The organism is Streptacidiphilus sp. EB103A, from assembly GCF_041261405.1.
Classification (GTDB): Bacteria; Actinomycetota; Actinomycetes; order Streptomycetales; family Streptomycetaceae; genus Streptacidiphilus.
Genome location: NZ_JBGCAQ010000001.1, coordinates 18308 through 33885, shown reverse-complemented (window position 1 = coordinate 33885; position 15578 = coordinate 18308). Strand labels below are relative to the sequence as shown.

Sequence of the window (15578 nt, the reverse complement as noted above, 5' to 3'; positions counted from 1 at the left end):
CGCCCGATGGATTCGGGCTCAGAAGCTGTGGCTTTGGAGGTCGCCCAGCAGGGTGTTGAGTTGCTTCTCCTGCTCGGCGGCTGGAGCCGGCTGGATGTTGCCGTGGTCGATGGCGTACGCCTTGAGGACCGCATCCATCCGGTCGTCGAGCAGGGTCCAGGTCGAGTGGTTGACGGCCTGCAGCGAGGTGGCGTCGGCGTCCCAGTCGTCGCGCATCTTCTGCACGGTGGCATGGGAGGCCGCGGCCGTTCCGGCCCGGTCCTGGCTGATCGCCGTCTGGGCGAGGTTCTCGTACTTCGCCACTGCCGTGGTCCTCTGGCTGCCGGTCAGGGCCGCCGTGGGGCAGGCCGGCATCGTCTCGCTCTGCCCGGTCGGGTCGCAGGTGACGTGGGGCTGGTTGTGGGCCCAGATCATCAGCGCGACGGTGCCGGCGGCGATCACGCCGAAGGCTCCCAGCGCGATGTGCTCCTTGCGCGCGTTGGTGGTGGTCGACGGCTCGTGCGTCATCTCGTAGGTCTCGGCGACGTCGCTGCGGCTGACCGTCAGATAGATGACCGTCACCAGGATCGCGCCGAGGAAGACCAGGCTCGTGGCGAAGGTGCCCAGGCCCAGTCCCACCGGGTCGCCGGGGGTGACCGCGGCCTTCGGGGAGGCGAGCCAGTCACCGATGTTGGCGCCCAGCGGGCGGGTGAGGATGTAGGCCAGCCAGAACGAGAGAACCGGGTTGGCGCCGAACTTCCACAGCGCGGTGATCGACACGATCAGGCCCAGCGGCAGGAGCACCGACTGCGCGGGCGTCCAGTTGGTCAGCTCCAGCGTCCAGTCACCGGTGGCGGTGCCCAGCGCGAAGGTCACCAGGACGGTCAGCCAGTAGAACGCCTCACGGGGGAAGGTCGTGATGCTGTGGATCGACAGGGTCCGCTCGCGCAGCCACCAGACCCCGAAGACCAGGGCCAGCAGGACCGAGAACACCGTCGAGCTCAGCCACAGCGGGACGTGCTGCTCATCGGTGAGCATGTCGGTGTACAGCGTGCCGGTGACACTGACCACCACCACGGTGAGCCAGTACGGGAACGGGCTGTAGCGCTTGGTGCGGAACTGGACCGTCAGCACGACCGCGAATACCGCGGTGAACAACAGCATGGTGTTGGTCAGGCCGAAGCCCAGCGTGGTGTTGATGTAGTCGGCGAAACTCTCACCGACGGTCGTGCAGAGGATCTTGATGATCCAGAACCAGACCGTGACCTCCGGCACCTTGTTCAACAGGCGGCTGCCCGAGGCGCCTCTGCGGGTCGCGGTAGTCGTCGAAGTCGTCATGCCGCGACACTAGCGTCTACATCCGTGTAGACAGTGCTGCAACCGCGTGTCGTAGCCCGCCGATCACCACGGGGCCGAGGCCGTAAGTCGCACCGGTCAGCGGCTGGAGGCGGCGAGGTGGTGCCCGCCGTTCCTCGCCTTCGCCGGCCGCACTGCCCAGGTCACCGGTGCCACCGCCGGCATCGGCCTGGAGACCGCGGGGCCGGGATTCTCCTCACCATCGGACTGCTCGGCACGCCGCGTGTGACCGACGCCACTCCTAGGATCGGCCGAGGGCTGTAACCCGGCACCCGTCGAGCTGCGTAGAGCGTGCGAAAAGAGTTCCACACCCGCCTCCGGGCGCACGTGAATGGAAGAGGAAACCATGCGCAAGAACGCCGAGTCGCAGATCGAGACCTACGAGATCTCCGACAGCGAGCTGGACAGCATCTCCGGAGGTGTCGCCGACGCCAGCGTCAGCGTCCTGGGCTACGGCGCCTCCGTGGGCATTGGCGACGTTGTCGGGACTGCCAAGTCCGTGGTCGCCACCCTGCCCGTTTCGCCGCTCCTGAGCCTCGCCTCGGTGCAGACCACCCCGTCACTCTGACAGTGGTCGATCAGGGCCCTGGAACCCGCGTTCCAGGGCCCTGCGGCTCGCGTGAACGCGAACCGCGACGAATCGGCCGTCGACGCCGCCGTGGGCGGAATGCTCTCCTGGATCACGGGCCGTGCCAGGGTGGACGGGTCATCACGAGTTCCCCCGGACAGCGAGGCGACGTTCCTCTGCTACCGGCCGACTGCGGACCTGAGCCGCCGTCAACAAACCACCCGCTAGGGGAAGACGGTCGCGCGCGAGGTCGTCAGCCACTCCACGATCGCCTTCGAGATCGCCCCGTCAGCGCGGATATCGTAGCCCTCGTAGCAGGGCATCGGATTGGCCTCGAGGAAGAACCACTCGCCGGTCGACTCCTGGATTTTGAAGTCGACTCCGAGGAAAGGAAGGCGAGATTCGGCAACAAGGCGACGGCATCCGTGGAGGACATCGGCTGGAAGCGTAAGTGCGGCGAAGCGGTTGGCACCGCGCGCCGCGCGGTAGTCGAGTTGCGGCGAGTGGATCACCTCACCGAACGCGCGGTCGCCCACGACGTGCACGCGCACGTCCGGGCCGACAATCCTCTCCTGGAAGAGAGCCGGAGTGTGGACCAGCCGTGGGAGGCGCGGCTCGTGCTCTCCTTCGAAAAGGGTCGCCCAGGTCTTGGCCGCGCTGGCTCCCTTGAAGATCGCTCCTTGGGAGCAGCTCCGGATGAACGCTTGGGCCGTTGTCGGATCGTTGGTGAGGCACGATCTGGGAGTTCGCCAGCCGCAGGCAGGTGCCAACGAGACGGCGTGCAAGACCTTGCTGAAGTTGGCCGCCTCGCGTAGGGGAGGATTGAGCACAGGCAGATCGATGGCTCCCAGCAGTCGACACAGCGCCTGCACCTGACCGTCGGCTCGGTGCGCCAGTCTCTCGTCGGGAGCGGCGTCGCTGACGTTCAGCAGGCGGCACCACACCGCGCTGACGTCGTGGAAGCTCAGCTCCGTCGCGTCTTCGCCGGCGCGTATGCGGGTTTCCCGGAGATTGTCCAGCGGGATGTCGACGTCCCCGGACATGGCGAGGGTCGGCAAATCGACCACGTTGAAGGGGATTCCGGCGTGCGCAAGGGCGCGCAGACCGCGCACGAACGTGGGGTCGGCGGCCAGGCCGATGGAGAGGATCACGACGGCCCGGCCAGGAGGCTGCGCAGAAGGGACCGGAAGACCTGCTCTTTCAGTCGTCCGAATTGATGGAGCATCGGATGGCAGGAGAAGTCAAGCAGTCTGATGCCCTCATCCTCCGGCTGGACCACGAAGAGGCAGAACGTGACTCCGGCGGTACGGAGACGCTTCACGATCGGGGCCAGGCGGGCGCCGTCCGCAGAACTGAGGTGGCCGGTGGACTCCGAGAGATCGAACTCGCCGTCCCCGGCCAGCAGAATGTGTCGGGTCCGCTCCGGATGAAAGTGGGTGAACTGCAGGATCTCGTCCACGCCGCGGGACGTCCCGTCCGTCCCGTGCCCGAGGAACGCTCCGTCGCGGACTCGACGTACGTTGATGCGTTCTCCGGCTGGTACCCGATCCGGCTGAACTCCGATCGACGAGGAAGGGAGTCCCACGCCGGGGAGGTCGCGCGCCTCCAGTGGGTCGAAGTGTGGAAGAAACCCCTGTGTCGACGGCCTGTTCACCACCGGCCCATGCCACAGGGCGAGCGCCGACCACCAGACGGCAAGCGACTCCGCATGGACGAATACCGCCTCACCGGCTGCGGCGTCACTGCCGACGATGTCCGGAGGACGGATCCCCCGGTTGAACACGCCACGCACCTCCTCGCCCGCGACGCGAAGGTCCACCCTGGCTGCGCCGTTCCGGTCTGCCATCACCGTCACCGCGACCTCATCGAAGCGGCCGTCGGACACCACCACCCTGTTCCCCCTGGCTTCGGCGAACTCGGCGAATCGGAGGGCCGTCGCATCACCCGGTGGGGCGAGAACCAGGATCGTCACCGCACTCCCCCAGCTCCGCACCGGGCTCCCGTTGCGTGGTCCACCACGGTTCAGCCCGTTGTGCGGCGCAGTCGCCGGACCGAGCGGCGGCAAGCGCCGCAGCGAGCTGCCAGGCCCGCCTGGAGAGGTCGGACGTCACATCAGGACGCGCACTGGCGGGAATGAACGGGCGCTCCACCTGCTGGTGCGCCGGATTCCCTCTTTGCCTCTCCCCGTCAGCCACGTCTGGCCGGCTGCGCCGCAGGCCGGAATATCAGCCCCCATTCACCGTCCTGCGGCTCAGGCGAGTACACCCCGTCTGGAACTGCGCTGCGCTCCCCGAACTGGCCGATTTCGGTCCGCTCGGTGTTCTCGCTGCTCTCCGTGGTCTCACTGCGCTCGGTGGTTTCGCTCCCCTCTGTCCCTATCGTGGAAGCCGACAGCCTCCCCGTCAGGTCGGAACCCCTCCGCAAATCGAGGAACCGCTGCGCCATTTCCTGGATTTCGTCGGGAAACGTGGTGAGCTGCGGTGATGGTGTGACGGACATCGTGACCCCCCGGCTGCATGCGCACAGTGCGCTCAGCGTAGCTCCCTGACCACCGTCCGCTGAGGGGGCGCACGAAGCACGTGGAGCCGGGGGGCGTACGCCCACACTGTGAACTCGCCTTCGTCGGGCCGTGCTTCGTGAAGCGCGTCGGCCGGTACAGCGTCAAGCCTGGAAGCGTGGGTTCCCGGATGGGCCGTCAGCAGCTCGTACAGCGCGGTGAACCGGTGCTCGGTGGCCGTGGCCAAGTCGGGCCGGCGGTGCTGTCCTGGACGCTGGCGGCGGTGACCAGCACGGCGGCGTCGCCCCTGCCGAATACCTCATCCATGCAGGTGGGATGGACCTTTCGGTGTCGACCGCAGGTGCTCATGCACCCAGGTCCTCGTAGTGGTCCACGTCGTGGTGCCGGGCGAAGTCGCGCTCCAGCAGTTCCACGAAACGGCGGTGCAGCCACGCGTCGCCGTCCTCGCTCATCGAACCGTCGGCGCGGGCATCATCGCAGTAGCGCTGGATCCACAACAGCAGCGTGAGCAGCAAGCGCACGTGCAGGTCGCGCGAGTCCCCTGACCGCAACCGGAACCGGGGCGGCTTCCCCCTTGCCCTCTGGTGCGCATCCCCGTCCCCGGAACCCCGCGGTGCGAGGGGGCTCATCAGGTCGGCCTGGGACGACTTCTGTGCACTCACGGCAACCCCCTTGGGCTCTGAGGTCGGCAGCGGCTTCGGGACTGGTCTGGTCCGACCCGGGACCGTTTTCGACATCATCGGTCCCTCCTCGTGCCGTTCCAGGGCAAGCCGGCGCCCACGACGGGAGTGGGTGCCGCCGACCGGTCGTGTTCCAGGTCGGCCGCACTCCGCGGGGTTACAGGGCTTGCGTCAGGCGGTCGGTGAGGAGGCGGGTGAAGCGGGCGGGGTCGGGGAGATCGCCGCCTTCGGCGAGCAGCGCGCTGCCGTGGACCAGTTCGGCGATCTCAGTGAGAGCGGGGTCGTCCGGATTCGCCTCGTGGGCCCGGTGCAGGGCGGTGACGAGGGGGTGGCTCGGGTTGAGTTCGAGGATCCGCTTGACGGCGGGTGGTTCCTGGCCCATGGCCCGGTACATCTTCTCCAGGGTGGGGGTCAGGTCGTGGGCGTCGCCGACCAGGCACGCGGCGGAGGTGGTGAGCCGGGTGGAGAGGCGGACCTGCTTGACATGCTCGGCCAGGGCGGTCTGCAGCCAGGCCAGCAGGGTGGCGTAGTCCTGGTCGCGCTGGGCCTTGGCCGCCTTCGCGTCCTCGTCCTCCTCGTCGGCGCGGTCGAGGTCGACCTGGCCCTTGGCGATGGACTGGAAGCGGTGGCCGTCGAAGGCGGGGACCTGGTCGGTCCAGACCTCGTCGACGGGGTCGGTGAGGATGAGAACCTCGTAGCCGTTGGCGGTGAGGGCCTCCATGTGCGGGGAGTTCTCCACCATCGCCCGGTTCTCGCCGGTCAGGTAGTAGATGGTGTTCTGACCGTCCTTCATCCGCGAGACGTACTCGCGCAGCGTGGTCGTCGCGTCCGGGTTGTGGGTGGAGGCGGCGGAGAGCAGTTCCAGTAGCGTGTCGGTGTTGTCGCGGTCCTCGATCAGGCCTTCCTTGATGACCCGGCCGAACTGCTCCCACAGCGTGGTGTAGGCGTCCGTCCTGGTGGCCTGCATGCTCTTGATCGCAGCGAGGACCTTCTTGACGAGGCGCCGGCGCACGGCGGTGATCTGGCGGTCGTGCTGGAGGATCTCGCGGGAGACGTTGAGGGACAGGTCGTGAGCGTCGACAACGCCCTTGACGAAGCGCAGGTAGTTCGGCATCAGCGCGTCGCAGTCGTCCATGATGAACACGCGCTTGACGTACAGCTGCACGCCCCGCTTGGTGTCGCGGGAGAACAGGTCGAACGTGGCGTGGGCAGGCAGGAACAGCAGCGCCTCGTACTCGAAGGTGCCCTCGGCGCGCATGTGGATGGTCTCGGCGGGGGGCTGCCAGTCGTGGCTGATCTGCTGGTAGAACTCGCTGTACTCGTCCGCGGTCACCTCGCTGCGCGGGCGGGCCCACAGGGCCTTCATCGAGTTCAGGGTCTCCGGCCGGCCTGCGGTCGCGTCGTCGGCGCCGGCGTCCGTGTCGGCGGTGTCGGTGGGTTCGGTGGGTTCGGTGGCCATGCGGATGGGCCAGCGGATGAAGTCCGAGTACTGCTTGACGATCTGGCGGATCTTCCAGGTGGCGAGGTAGTCGCCGAGACCGTCCTCGCTGTCCTCGGCCTTGAGGTGGAGCGTGACCGACGTGCCGACCGGCAGACCTTCGGCCTCGGCGATCGTGTAGGTGCCCTCGCCGTCGGAGTCCCACAGCGTGCCCTGTTCGGTGCCGGCCCGCCGAGTGTGCAGGGTGACCTTGTCGGCGACCATGAACGCGGAGTAGAAGCCGACGCCGAACTGCCCGATCAGGTGCTGGGCCGTGTCCGCGTCCTTGGCTTCCTTGATCTTGGCGAGCAGGCTGGCGGTGCCGGACTTGGCGATGGTGCCGATCAGGTCGACGACGTCGTCGCGGGTCATGCCGATGCCGTTGTCCCGCACCGTCAGGGTGCGGGCGTCCTTGTCGACCTCCAGGGTGATGTGCAGGTCGGAGGTGTCCGCGTCGAGGTCGGTGTGGGTGAGGGATTCCAGGCGGAGTTTGTCGAGGGCGTCGGAGGCGTTGGAGATCAGCTCGCGCAGGAAGATGTCCTTGTTCGAGTAGATCGAGTGGATCACCAGCTGCAGCAGTTGGCGGGTCTCCGCCTGGAACTCCAGCGTCTCGGTCGTGCTGGCCACGGGCCTTGTCTCCTTCGGATGGCGGAAAGGGTGCGGGTCGGGTCGGTGCTGGGGCGCAGGTGGCGGACCGCAGTGGGTTCCGGTCGGCCTGCCAGCCGGTCGGGGCGTCTCAGACGTGACTGAGGGGTTGGTAGGGCTGCTCGGGGCGCGAGTGGCCGGGGCGGGCGGTGCCGTAGCAGGACAGGAACGGACCCGGTCGTGGCCGGGGCGGTCATGGGCCGGCTGGGGTGCGGCGCTGCCGGCCGCTGCCGGCGCGCAGCCGGTCGGCGCGGGCGGTGAGTTCGTCGAGGCGGTCGGCGATCTTCGGGTGGCCGGCCTCGACCAGGTGGGGGCGGGCTTCGGCGAGAGGGGCGAGCAGGCGGGCCGGGTCGTTGTCACCGAGCGCGTCCAGGAGACGCTTTATGGCCGGGGCCGCGCTGGTGGTGAGGTCGTCGAGGGCGCCGATCTGCCCGGCAAGGCGGCGCAGATCGGCGGCGTTGTCGCGGGCCCAGCCGGTCACCGCGCGGTCGGCGGCGCGCTGGTCGCGGGCGGCCTGGACGCGCTGCTCGCCGGTGCTGCCCGCCGTGGTGCCCGCAGCCTGGTCGGGGCGCAGGCGCAGGTAGCGGCGTTCGGCAGCCTGGCGGCTCTGGACGCCTAGGGATTCGGCGAGGTCGGCCCAGGTGGCGCCTGCGGTGCGGGCGGTCTCGATCAGCCCGGTCTCCCAGCCGGCGAGTTCCTCACGGACGTGCCGCAGCAGCATCAGCGCCGCAAGAGCCTGCTGGGGATCGTCCTGGGCGTTGGTGTCGGGGGGTGCGTGGCGGGCTGTGCGGGCGGCGGCGTCCATCATCCCCAGCGCGGAAGCGGCGGCCAGGAAGGAGACCGGTCCCGCCTCGCCGGCGTGGTCGTGCACGTCCATGGTGGTCACTCTTTCGCTGACGGCTTGTTTGTCATCGCCGAGACGACATGCTACAACGGTTTCCGTCCGCACCGCACCGGTGCGACGCAGCCAGAAGCCCTGTGGACCGGAGGTGTCCGACGATGTTCATGCGCACTACGGTGACCAGCCAGGTGAACCCCACGGTCCGACAGGACCGGCCGGAATCCGGGTCCCAGCCGGTACCGATCCCGGCGGATGCCTGGCGCGACGGCGACCGGTATGTCGTCGCACTTGACCTGCCCGGCGTCCCGGCCGAGGCGATTGATGTGGAGGTGGCCGGCCGTCAGGTGACGGTGCGCGCCGAGCGGCGCCCCACCAAGCGGACCCAGGCCGCGCGCACCGAGGCCGGTGAGCGCCGGCACGGGGCGTTCGCCCGCCGGATCGAACTGCCGGACACCCTGGACGCCGGCCGCCTGAAGGCGCGGCTGCACGACGGCGTCCTCACCTTGACCGTGCCAGTGGCGGGGGCGGCCAAGCCCCGCAAGATCACCATCCAGGGCGCCGAGGGCACGCGGCCCCGCCCCAGGCAGGACGCCGCGGCCCCCGCCGCGGCATGACCACCCTGGCCGCGACGCCCCGCTCGCCGCCACCCGGCCGGGGTGGTGATCGACCGGTCGGGCGTGACATTCGCCGACTGCCGGGCGCTGGGTGCACTGATCGCTGCCCGTGCCTCGCCGCCGAGCTCGGCCGCCCGCGGTGCTGCGCGGCACCAGCCCCCGGTGGCCCGGCTGCTGAAGGCCACCGGCCCCATTCCCTGTCCACCTACCACGCATAACCACGTCCCCATGTCGTCCATCAAGCGACATGCAGAGGTTGTCACTTTGTGGACGACGTGCTATCACGGGATGTGTGAGCGCGTTGATGTTGCAACTGGATTCGACGAGGAGGCTCGACGATGTTGATGCGCACTGACCCCTTCCGCGAGCTGGACCGGATCACCCAGCAGATGTTCGGGACCGCCGGCACGTGGTCGCGCCCGTCCGCGATGCCCCTGGACGCCTGGCGCGACGGCGACACGTTCTACGTCCAGTTCGACCTGCCCGGCATCACCCCCGACGCGATCGACCTGGACGTCGAGCAGAACGTGCTGACCGTCAAGGCCGAACGCCGTCCCACGCAGCGCGGCGACAACGCCGAGGTGCAGGCCTCCGAGCGGCCGCTGGGGGTCTTCTCCCGGCAGCTGTTCCTCGGCGACACCCTCGACACCGAGAAGATCAGCGCCGCCTACGAGGCGGGTGTGCTCACCCTCACCATTCCGGTCGCCGAGACCGCCAAGCCCCGCAAGATCCAGATCAGCGGCGGCAGCGACCGCAAGGAACTCCAGGCCTGACCTCGGCTCTCAGTCCTGGACGCGGGAAAGCGAGAACGGCCGTGCGGGCGGAACATTTCCCCGGACGCCCGCACGGCAACTCCGCCACCGCTTCCGGGCATCCCCCGACCCCAGGCCCGCCGTCGGGCCTGGCGGGGGAAGGTGCGCAGTCCGCCGCACACCCCGGAACGGGGTCGACAACACCCGGTGAGGACGGCAAAGGACGGGAGGCGGCCATGGGATACGGCCAGGATGCCGTCGCGGAGGCGCGCCGGGTACTCGGGCTGCCGCCGGGCGCGGACCTGGAGCAGGTCACCCACGCCTACCGGGCACTCGCCCGGACCTGGCACCCGGGGGGCGGCAGGGGAGGGCCTGTTGCAGGACAACAAGCAACTCGCCTGGCAGGCTGTGGCTGACGGCCACATAGACATCGAGCCGGACCAGCCGAAGTCCCCGGAGCGCTGAACGGAGTGCTGACGGGGTGCTGAACGGAGCGTTGAAGCCCGGCACTTATCGGTACGGGGTCGAGTGCGGACTGCAGCGTGCACTCGCCGCGGTCGCGGCCCTTTTCGCGATGAGCTGGTCGGCGTTGCTGGTGGTGACCGCGGACCGGCTCACCGCCGACCTTCTGGTCATGGCAATGTCCTTTGTGGCACTGACTGTTGTCGTGGCGATCCGCGGTGCCCGGGTCGGCCTCGGCCGGAGTGACGTGCTGGTCCCCGCCCTCGTGGCGCTCGGCGCGGACGCCGTGATCGCGATCGAGCAGCCGTCGTTGATCGTGGTTGGGCAGCGGTGCATGCTCACCGTGCCGGTTGTGCTGCTCGCGATCGGATTCCTGCCGCGTCCGACCGCTTGGCCTGTCTCCTTGCTGGCCATCGGCGGCCAGCTGGCCGCGAGTTGGCCGATGGACGGACCCGTCGGCGCGATCCAGGGAGTCTGGCCGGTGGCGGCAGCGGCGACGGCCGCCGCGGTGCTCGCGCCCGCCCCCTCTACCGCGCGGCGCACCTGCTGGTGCCGGAACTGCTTGAACGGAAGGGTCCACGGTCAGCAGGCCGGTCCCTTCCGGGCCCCCGGTTCCGTGGCGCGCCACTGCCAGCGCCGTGGGTGTCAATTACTGCATCCGTCCAGGCCAAGATGCCTCCCTGCCTTAGTAGCCGCCCCGAGAAGTGGAGGTCGCGGTCGCCAACTGGAGGCTGTCAAGCGCGGGCAGCACGATGTTCCCCATGCGCGCCGTCCTCGCAGCCCTGTCGCACCAACTGCCGCGGTGGAAATTGCGCCGACTCCATCTGCTGGTCTCCCCCGACACCGTGCTCCGATGGCACCGCGACCTGCTCCGCCGACACCACGCGAGGGAATCTCGCCCCAAGCGCCCCGGCCGGCCCCGCACCATCCGCTCCATCCGCCTGCTGGTGCTACGACCCGTCGACGAGAATCCGACGTGGGGCTACCGGCGCGTGCACGGCGAACCGGCCGCCCTGGGCATCAAGATCGCCGCCTCCACCGTGTGGAACATCCTGCACGAGCACGGAATTGATCCAGCACCAGAGCGCAACCGCACCACCTGGGCCGCCTTCCTGCACTCCCAGGCCCAGGCACGGGCACAGGCCCAGGCAATCGTGGGATCTCCCGCTGCCACCAGTCCGAACACGGTGCCGCAGCCTGGCTCGCCGTGCGCTCCTACCTCGACTCAGCCCGCAAGCACCGCATGAGCGCCTTAGACGCGATCCGCCGCGCCTTCACCGGCAACCCCTGGATGCCACCCATCGCCCTAGCCACCTGACCAGCGGACACTGCACAACGTCACAATCCAGGGCTATTGCTTCTGAATGCGTACTGTGGAGTAGGCGACTTTCCCCCCGATCCCGAGGATTGATCCTGCGTGTCCATAGCGATGACCGACGTATGCTGAGCGATAGCCTGCTGATACATAAGGACGGCTTCGACCCGGTTCCGGACCTTTAGTTTGCCGAGCACGTGGGAGACATGGCTTTTGACGGTCGCTGCGGTGATGGCCAATATTTGCGCTACTTCTAGGGTGGATCGCCCGTCGGCTAAAAGGGAGAGCACCTCGAACTCGCGGTCGGAGAGGTTCAGCAGCCCCTGTGCGGGATCGGGTTTCCCGGAATCGGTCCCGGAGCCTACCGAATGGTGGCCAGCCCGACTCCGCCCTCCGTGCCCGGCTGGGCGGGAGGCGAGGAAATCGAGTTCCGCATTAACCAGGGTGTAGCCGGCGACTGCTGCGCCGACCGCGACCACAAGCCGTTCGGGATTGGCATCCTTGATCAACAAGCCTGCCGCACCCGCGACCAGAGCGGAGCGAAGCTCTGCCGCGGTCCAGCGGGAACTCAGCAGCAGCACCCGCATGTGGGCGCTGGCGAGTTTGCTTACCTGCCGGCTTACATCGCTGCCGGGGTCGATCGACCACACAACCACTTGCAGTCCGTCGAGCCGCCATTCGCGCATCGGCCGCTTGGCATCGACGGTGGTGACCGACAGAACCGTCCCGCTGTCCCGCAGCGTCGTCCCAATGATATGGCGGGAGAGCGGGTCACCGTCTACAACTAGGACCGAAGGGGCCGGAGAGCGTATTGGCCTTATCGTGGATCCGTTTATCGACTGGAGGTTCGCAGTATTCCGCGGAAGTGAATCCTGTACCATTTAAAATTTCCCCCATGCGTGTCTTGCGCTACCTCGCGGCTGCCGCCCATGCGCGCACCAGGACGCGCGCCCAGCCTGGCTGCTTCATCGCAGCCTGCATCCGAGACAAGATGCGAAAGGGCGCAAAGCAGGGCGCGGCTCAGCGGCCGAAGCCGGGCCCCCGTGGTTCCCGAGCCCGGTTTCATCATGGTGCCCGAATCTGCCGAAGGTCCGCTGCTCTGGCGGCACTCGTAAGGTCTCCCCACTCCTCGGCGCCGAATCTTTCTGCGCGACGCCGGTGAACAGCGGCAGGCCGTTTCGTGCTGTCATGCGTCCCTCCTCCCAATGATGTCTCCGCCGCAGGTGGGCAGCTCAGAAACAGACGTTCCTTACCTGTGGCACCTCGGCTGGTTGAATCTCAACAAAGTCGCTTCCCCCATTCCGTGCGCCCCATCAGTTTCTCAGAATTGAGCGACCACTGCCAAGTAGGTTTCCGGAGCATGTCGCTATCATGGCAACTGGGTGGATGGTGCTTAGAGTCTCGGTTTGCGAATATTGCTCCGCCTGATTCGCCCGGATTTCTCCCTCCCTCGAAGGCCGGAACGAGCGCAAAGGTTGAGTGCGGAGCGTCCAATCCCTGGGCAGACCAGAAAATTCATACCTATCCAGTTACCTGGCACGTTGGGCGGTCCCTAAAGCGGAGCGGGTGTTCGGTGACCGGATGATGCTGCCCCGACGAAGAAGACCTGCCTTGTGACCTGCGAGGATGGGAGTTCTCTAGGCTTCCGGCTCACGGTCGGACAAGGTACGTCCGAAATGAAGCCCTCCCATGGCGCTGCAGCGAGGTCCGCGGCGTTCGATGACCCGAATCTCCTTGCCTTCGGTCGGCCTGGCCCCGGCGGTGCGCCTCGCCGAGCGGTGCGGCCTGCCGGCACTGGCCGACCTGATCGGAAAGAGCCCCCGGGAGACCCCGGGGGGCCGTGTGGTCAGTCGGTGTTTCCCAGGAGCCGGACCACGTCAATGGTGCGGTGGGAGAAGCCGGACTCGTTGTCGTACCACCCCACGACCTTGACCATTGACCCCCTTTGATCGTCGTCAATGACCATGGTGAGCGGGGCGTCGAAGGTGCAGGAGGCAGAGGTGCCGATGATGTCGGTGGAGACCAATGGGTCCTCGCTGCAGACGAGGACATCCTTGAGCGGGCCGCGTGCTGCGTCCGCGAAGGCTGCGTTGACCTCCTCAACGGTGACGGAGCGCTCGATCTCCACGGTCAGGTCAACGATCGAGCCGTCGACGACGGGCACCCGCATCGACAGGCCGTCCATGCGTCCGGCAAGTTCGGGCAGGACGGCGCCGATGGCCCGGGCGGCTCCGGTGGTGGTGGGGATGATGTTGTTGGCGGCAGCGCGGGCCCGGCGGAAATCCGGGTGCGGAGCGTCGTGCAGGCGCTGGTCGCTGGTGTAGGCATGCGCGGTGTTCATCAGACCGCGCCGTACGCCGAAGTGTTGGTGCAGCACTTGGGCGAGGAGGGCCGCGCAGTTGGTGGTACAGGACGCATTGGAGACGATCTTGTGCGAGGCGTCCAGTTCACCGTCGTTGATGCCGTACACCACGGTGAGGTCGACGTTGGTGGCTGGGGCGGAGATGAGGACGTGCCGTGCGCCCGCGTCGAGGTGGGCTGCGGCGGCCCTGCCGTCGGTGAAGACGCCGGTGGACTCGATCACGACATCGACGTTCAGGTCGGACCAGGGCAGGTCAGCCGGGTTCTTCTCGCGCAGGACGGGGATCGTGCGCTCACCGATGACGAGTGTGTCCCCGTTGACCGTGACTGGTTGCGTCAACCGGCCGTGGACAGAGTCGTAGCGCAGCAGATTGGCCAGGAGCTCAGGGTCCGTCAGGTCGTTGACGGCCACGATGTCGATGTCCTGCTGAGTGAGCGCGACACGGGTGACTGTGCGTCCGATTCGGCCGAAGCCGTTGATGGCGATGCGGGTTGCCATGGTGGCGGTTCTCCTCGTTCCAGAGAGCAGGGCGAAAGGGTCAGGCAGTAGCGCGTGTCCTTGCGTTCCGCCAGGAGGACAGGGCGAGCAGCGCCGCGGCGAAGAACGCTGCCGAGGCGATGAGTGCCGAGGTGTGCAGTCCAGGAATCAGGTCTCCCGGGCCCGCGGTGAGGGTGGCGAACAAGGCGACGCCGACGGCGTTGCCGATCTGGCGTGCCACGTTGAACACGGCCGATGCCACGCCGGCGTTCTCGGCGGGGGCGGCCTGCACGATCGCGGCGGTGGCGGCCGGGACGGTGCTCGGGGTGGCCAGGCCGGTGGCGATCAGCGCGGGCAGGAGCATCCAGTACGGGGTGTGAGGGCCGGCGAGCAGCCAGCCGATGAATCCGGCCCCGCCGAGCAGCAGGGCTCCGGTCATCGGCACGTACGGGCCGTAGCGGGCGGTCAGACGGCCGGAGAGCGGGGCCGCGACCACGGCCATGCACACGGTCGGCAGTAGGGCCACCCCGGCGCCCAGCGCGCCATAGCCGCGCTGATTTTGCAGGTAGAGCGTGGACAGGTAGAGCATGCCGTAGTAGCCGAGGTTGAGCAGGACGCCCACTGCGGCGGTCGAGGAGAAGCCGGGGGACCGGAAGAGCGGTGGGGGTAGCAGCGGCATGCCCCCGCGTGCCTCGATGCGGCGCTCAGCCAGAGCGAACAGGACGAGCGCGACCACGGCGAGGGCACCGGCGCCCAGTACCAGCGGCGAGGTCCATCCGCTGGTACCGGCCTCGTTGAGCATGCCGGCCAGCGCCATCACGCCGACGATGCCCAGGACTTGGCCCAGGGGGTCCAGGCCACGTCCGCCCGCACGGGCGCTGGGCGCGGGGACGCTCCTGCGGGTAAGCCAGATGGCGACCAGCGCGATGGGCACGTTGATCCAGAAGGCGGCCCGCCAGCTCAGGCCCGCCACCAGCAGACCGCCCACGACGGGCCCGGCGGCGAACGCAACGCCCGAAATGCCGGCCCACACGCCGAGGGCCTTGGCCCGCACTGCCTTGGTCGGGTAGGCCGCGGTCAGCAGGGCCAACGAGGTGGGCACCAGCAGTGCGCCGCCGGCGCCCTGCACCAGACGCGAGGCAATGAGCATCTGTGGGCCGGGGGCCAGGGCACAGCCGACTGAGGCGAGCGTAAAGACGCTGAGGCCCGTCAGGAAGACCTTGCGGTGCCCGAGCCGGTCGCCGAAGCCGCCGCCCATCAGCAGCAAGCCGCCGAAGACGGCGCTGTAGCCGTCGACGACCCAGGCCATCTCCGAGGCGCTGGCGTGCACGGAGTCACGGATGGTGGGGATGGCGACGGTGACGATGGTGACGTCGAGCATCACCAGGAAATAGCCCAGGCTGAGGGCGATGAGCGGGGGCCATGACAGCCGCTGGGTCAGTGAAGGCGATGACGCATGCGTCTCCGCCGCTCCGGTCGTTGTACTCATGCCGCCATGCTCGGACGCCAATAGTTAGCTCCCCATCAAAGTA

General features: G+C 68.2%; 13 protein-coding genes and 1 pseudogene. 4 read left to right on the top strand and 10 right to left on the bottom strand.

The window, feature by feature from the left end; all coding sequences use genetic code 11:
- Positions 1 to 18: 18 nt before the first annotated feature.
- Positions 19 to 1317, bottom strand: coding sequence for a hypothetical protein (locus ABH941_RS00150; protein ID WP_370126421.1), 1299 nt, complete (start codon positions 1315 to 1317; stop codon positions 19 to 21).
- 364 nt (positions 1318 to 1681) lie between these two features.
- Here ABH941_RS00150 and ABH941_RS00145 point away from each other — a divergent pair, with 364 nt between their 5' ends.
- Positions 1682 to 1903, top strand: a complete 222-nt coding sequence (locus tag ABH941_RS00145) for a hypothetical protein (protein ID WP_370126420.1) — start codon at positions 1682 to 1684, stop codon at positions 1901 to 1903.
- A gap of 224 nt (positions 1904 to 2127) precedes the next feature.
- Here ABH941_RS00145 and ABH941_RS00140 read toward each other — a convergent pair whose 3' ends face one another.
- From ABH941_RS00140 to ABH941_RS00115, 6 genes are all read right to left on the bottom strand, one after another.
- Positions 2128 to 3054 carry a hypothetical protein gene (locus ABH941_RS00140; protein ID WP_370126419.1) on the bottom strand — a complete coding sequence of 309 codons (927 nt, stop codon included), beginning with the start codon at positions 3052 to 3054 and terminating at the stop codon, positions 2128 to 2130.
- Positions 3051 to 3875, bottom strand: a complete 825-nt coding sequence (locus tag ABH941_RS00135; protein ID WP_370126418.1) for a hypothetical protein — start codon at positions 3873 to 3875, stop codon at positions 3051 to 3053. Before ABH941_RS00135 ends, ABH941_RS00140 begins: the two co-directional genes overlap by 4 nt.
- A 215-nt stretch (positions 3876 to 4090) precedes the next feature.
- The gene (locus ABH941_RS00130) at positions 4091 to 4402 is read right to left on the bottom strand and encodes a hypothetical protein (protein WP_370126417.1); all 312 of its coding nucleotides are present in this window, start codon (positions 4400 to 4402) and stop codon (positions 4091 to 4093) included.
- A gap of 363 nt (positions 4403 to 4765) precedes the next feature.
- Positions 4766 to 4942 carry a hypothetical protein gene (locus ABH941_RS00125; protein ID WP_370126416.1) on the bottom strand — a complete coding sequence of 59 codons (177 nt, stop codon included), beginning with the start codon at positions 4940 to 4942 and terminating at the stop codon, positions 4766 to 4768.
- A gap of 316 nt (positions 4943 to 5258) precedes the next feature.
- Entirely contained in the window at positions 5259 to 7205 is a 1947-nt protein-coding gene (htpG, locus tag ABH941_RS00120; protein ID WP_370126415.1) for a molecular chaperone HtpG, read from the bottom strand.
- 211 nt (positions 7206 to 7416) lie between these two features.
- On the bottom strand, positions 7417 to 8100 hold the full coding sequence (locus ABH941_RS00115; protein ID WP_370126414.1) for a type III effector protein: 684 nt from the start codon (positions 8098 to 8100) through the stop codon (positions 7417 to 7419).
- A gap of 122 nt (positions 8101 to 8222) precedes the next feature.
- Between ABH941_RS00115 and ABH941_RS00110 the strand changes: the two genes are divergently transcribed.
- The 3 genes and pseudogenes from ABH941_RS00110 to ABH941_RS00100 form a co-directional block, all read left to right on the top strand.
- Entirely contained in the window at positions 8223 to 8678 is a 456-nt protein-coding gene (locus ABH941_RS00110) for an Hsp20/alpha crystallin family protein (protein WP_370126413.1), read from the top strand.
- Between the two features lie 338 nt (positions 8679 to 9016).
- On the top strand, positions 9017 to 9451 hold the full coding sequence (locus ABH941_RS00105) for an Hsp20/alpha crystallin family protein (protein ID WP_370126412.1): 435 nt from the start codon (positions 9017 to 9019) through the stop codon (positions 9449 to 9451).
- Positions 9452 to 10644: 1193 nt separating this feature from the next.
- Positions 10645 to 11025, top strand: a pseudogene (locus tag ABH941_RS00100) (hypothetical protein); the annotation flags it as partial.
- Positions 11026 to 11230: 205 nt separating this feature from the next.
- Here ABH941_RS00100 and ABH941_RS00095 read toward each other — a convergent pair.
- From ABH941_RS00095 to ABH941_RS00085, 3 genes are all read right to left on the bottom strand, one after another.
- Entirely contained in the window at positions 11231 to 11893 is a 663-nt protein-coding gene (locus ABH941_RS00095) for a DNA-binding response regulator (protein WP_370126411.1), read from the bottom strand.
- 1160 nt (positions 11894 to 13053) lie between these two features.
- A complete protein-coding gene (gene gap / locus ABH941_RS00090) occupies positions 13054 to 14067 on the bottom strand; it encodes a type I glyceraldehyde-3-phosphate dehydrogenase (RefSeq protein WP_370126410.1) in 1014 nt (337 codons plus the stop codon).
- Positions 14068 to 14107: 40 nt separating this feature from the next.
- Positions 14108 to 15535, bottom strand: a complete 1428-nt coding sequence (locus ABH941_RS00085) for an MFS transporter (protein ID WP_370126409.1) — start codon at positions 15533 to 15535, stop codon at positions 14108 to 14110.
- Positions 15536 to 15578: the final 43 nt, after the last annotated feature.

Excerpts from the sequence above, each read along its gene's own strand:
- ABH941_RS00150 (WP_370126421.1), bottom strand. The coding sequence starts at position 1,317 with ATGACGACTTCGACGACTACCGCGACCCGCAGAGGCGCCTCGGGCAGC.
- ABH941_RS00145 (WP_370126420.1), top strand. The coding sequence starts at position 1,682 with ATGCGCAAGAACGCCGAGTCGCAGATCGAGACCTACGAGATCTCCGAC.
- ABH941_RS00130 (WP_370126417.1), bottom strand. The coding sequence starts at position 4,402 with ATGTCCGTCACACCATCACCGCAGCTCACCACGTTTCCCGACGAAATC.
- ABH941_RS00115 (WP_370126414.1), bottom strand. The coding sequence starts at position 8,100 with ATGGACGTGCACGACCACGCCGGCGAGGCGGGACCGGTCTCCTTCCTG.
- ABH941_RS00110 (WP_370126413.1), top strand. The coding sequence starts at position 8,223 with ATGTTCATGCGCACTACGGTGACCAGCCAGGTGAACCCCACGGTCCGA.
- ABH941_RS00105 (WP_370126412.1), top strand. The coding sequence starts at position 9,017 with ATGTTGATGCGCACTGACCCCTTCCGCGAGCTGGACCGGATCACCCAG.
- ABH941_RS00095 (WP_370126411.1), bottom strand. The coding sequence starts at position 11,893 with ATGCGCGAATGGCGGCTCGACGGACTGCAAGTGGTTGTGTGGTCGATC.
- gap (WP_370126410.1), bottom strand. The coding sequence starts at position 14,067 with ATGGCAACCCGCATCGCCATCAACGGCTTCGGCCGAATCGGACGCACA.
- ABH941_RS00085 (WP_370126409.1), bottom strand. The coding sequence starts at position 15,535 with ATGAGTACAACGACCGGAGCGGCGGAGACGCATGCGTCATCGCCTTCA.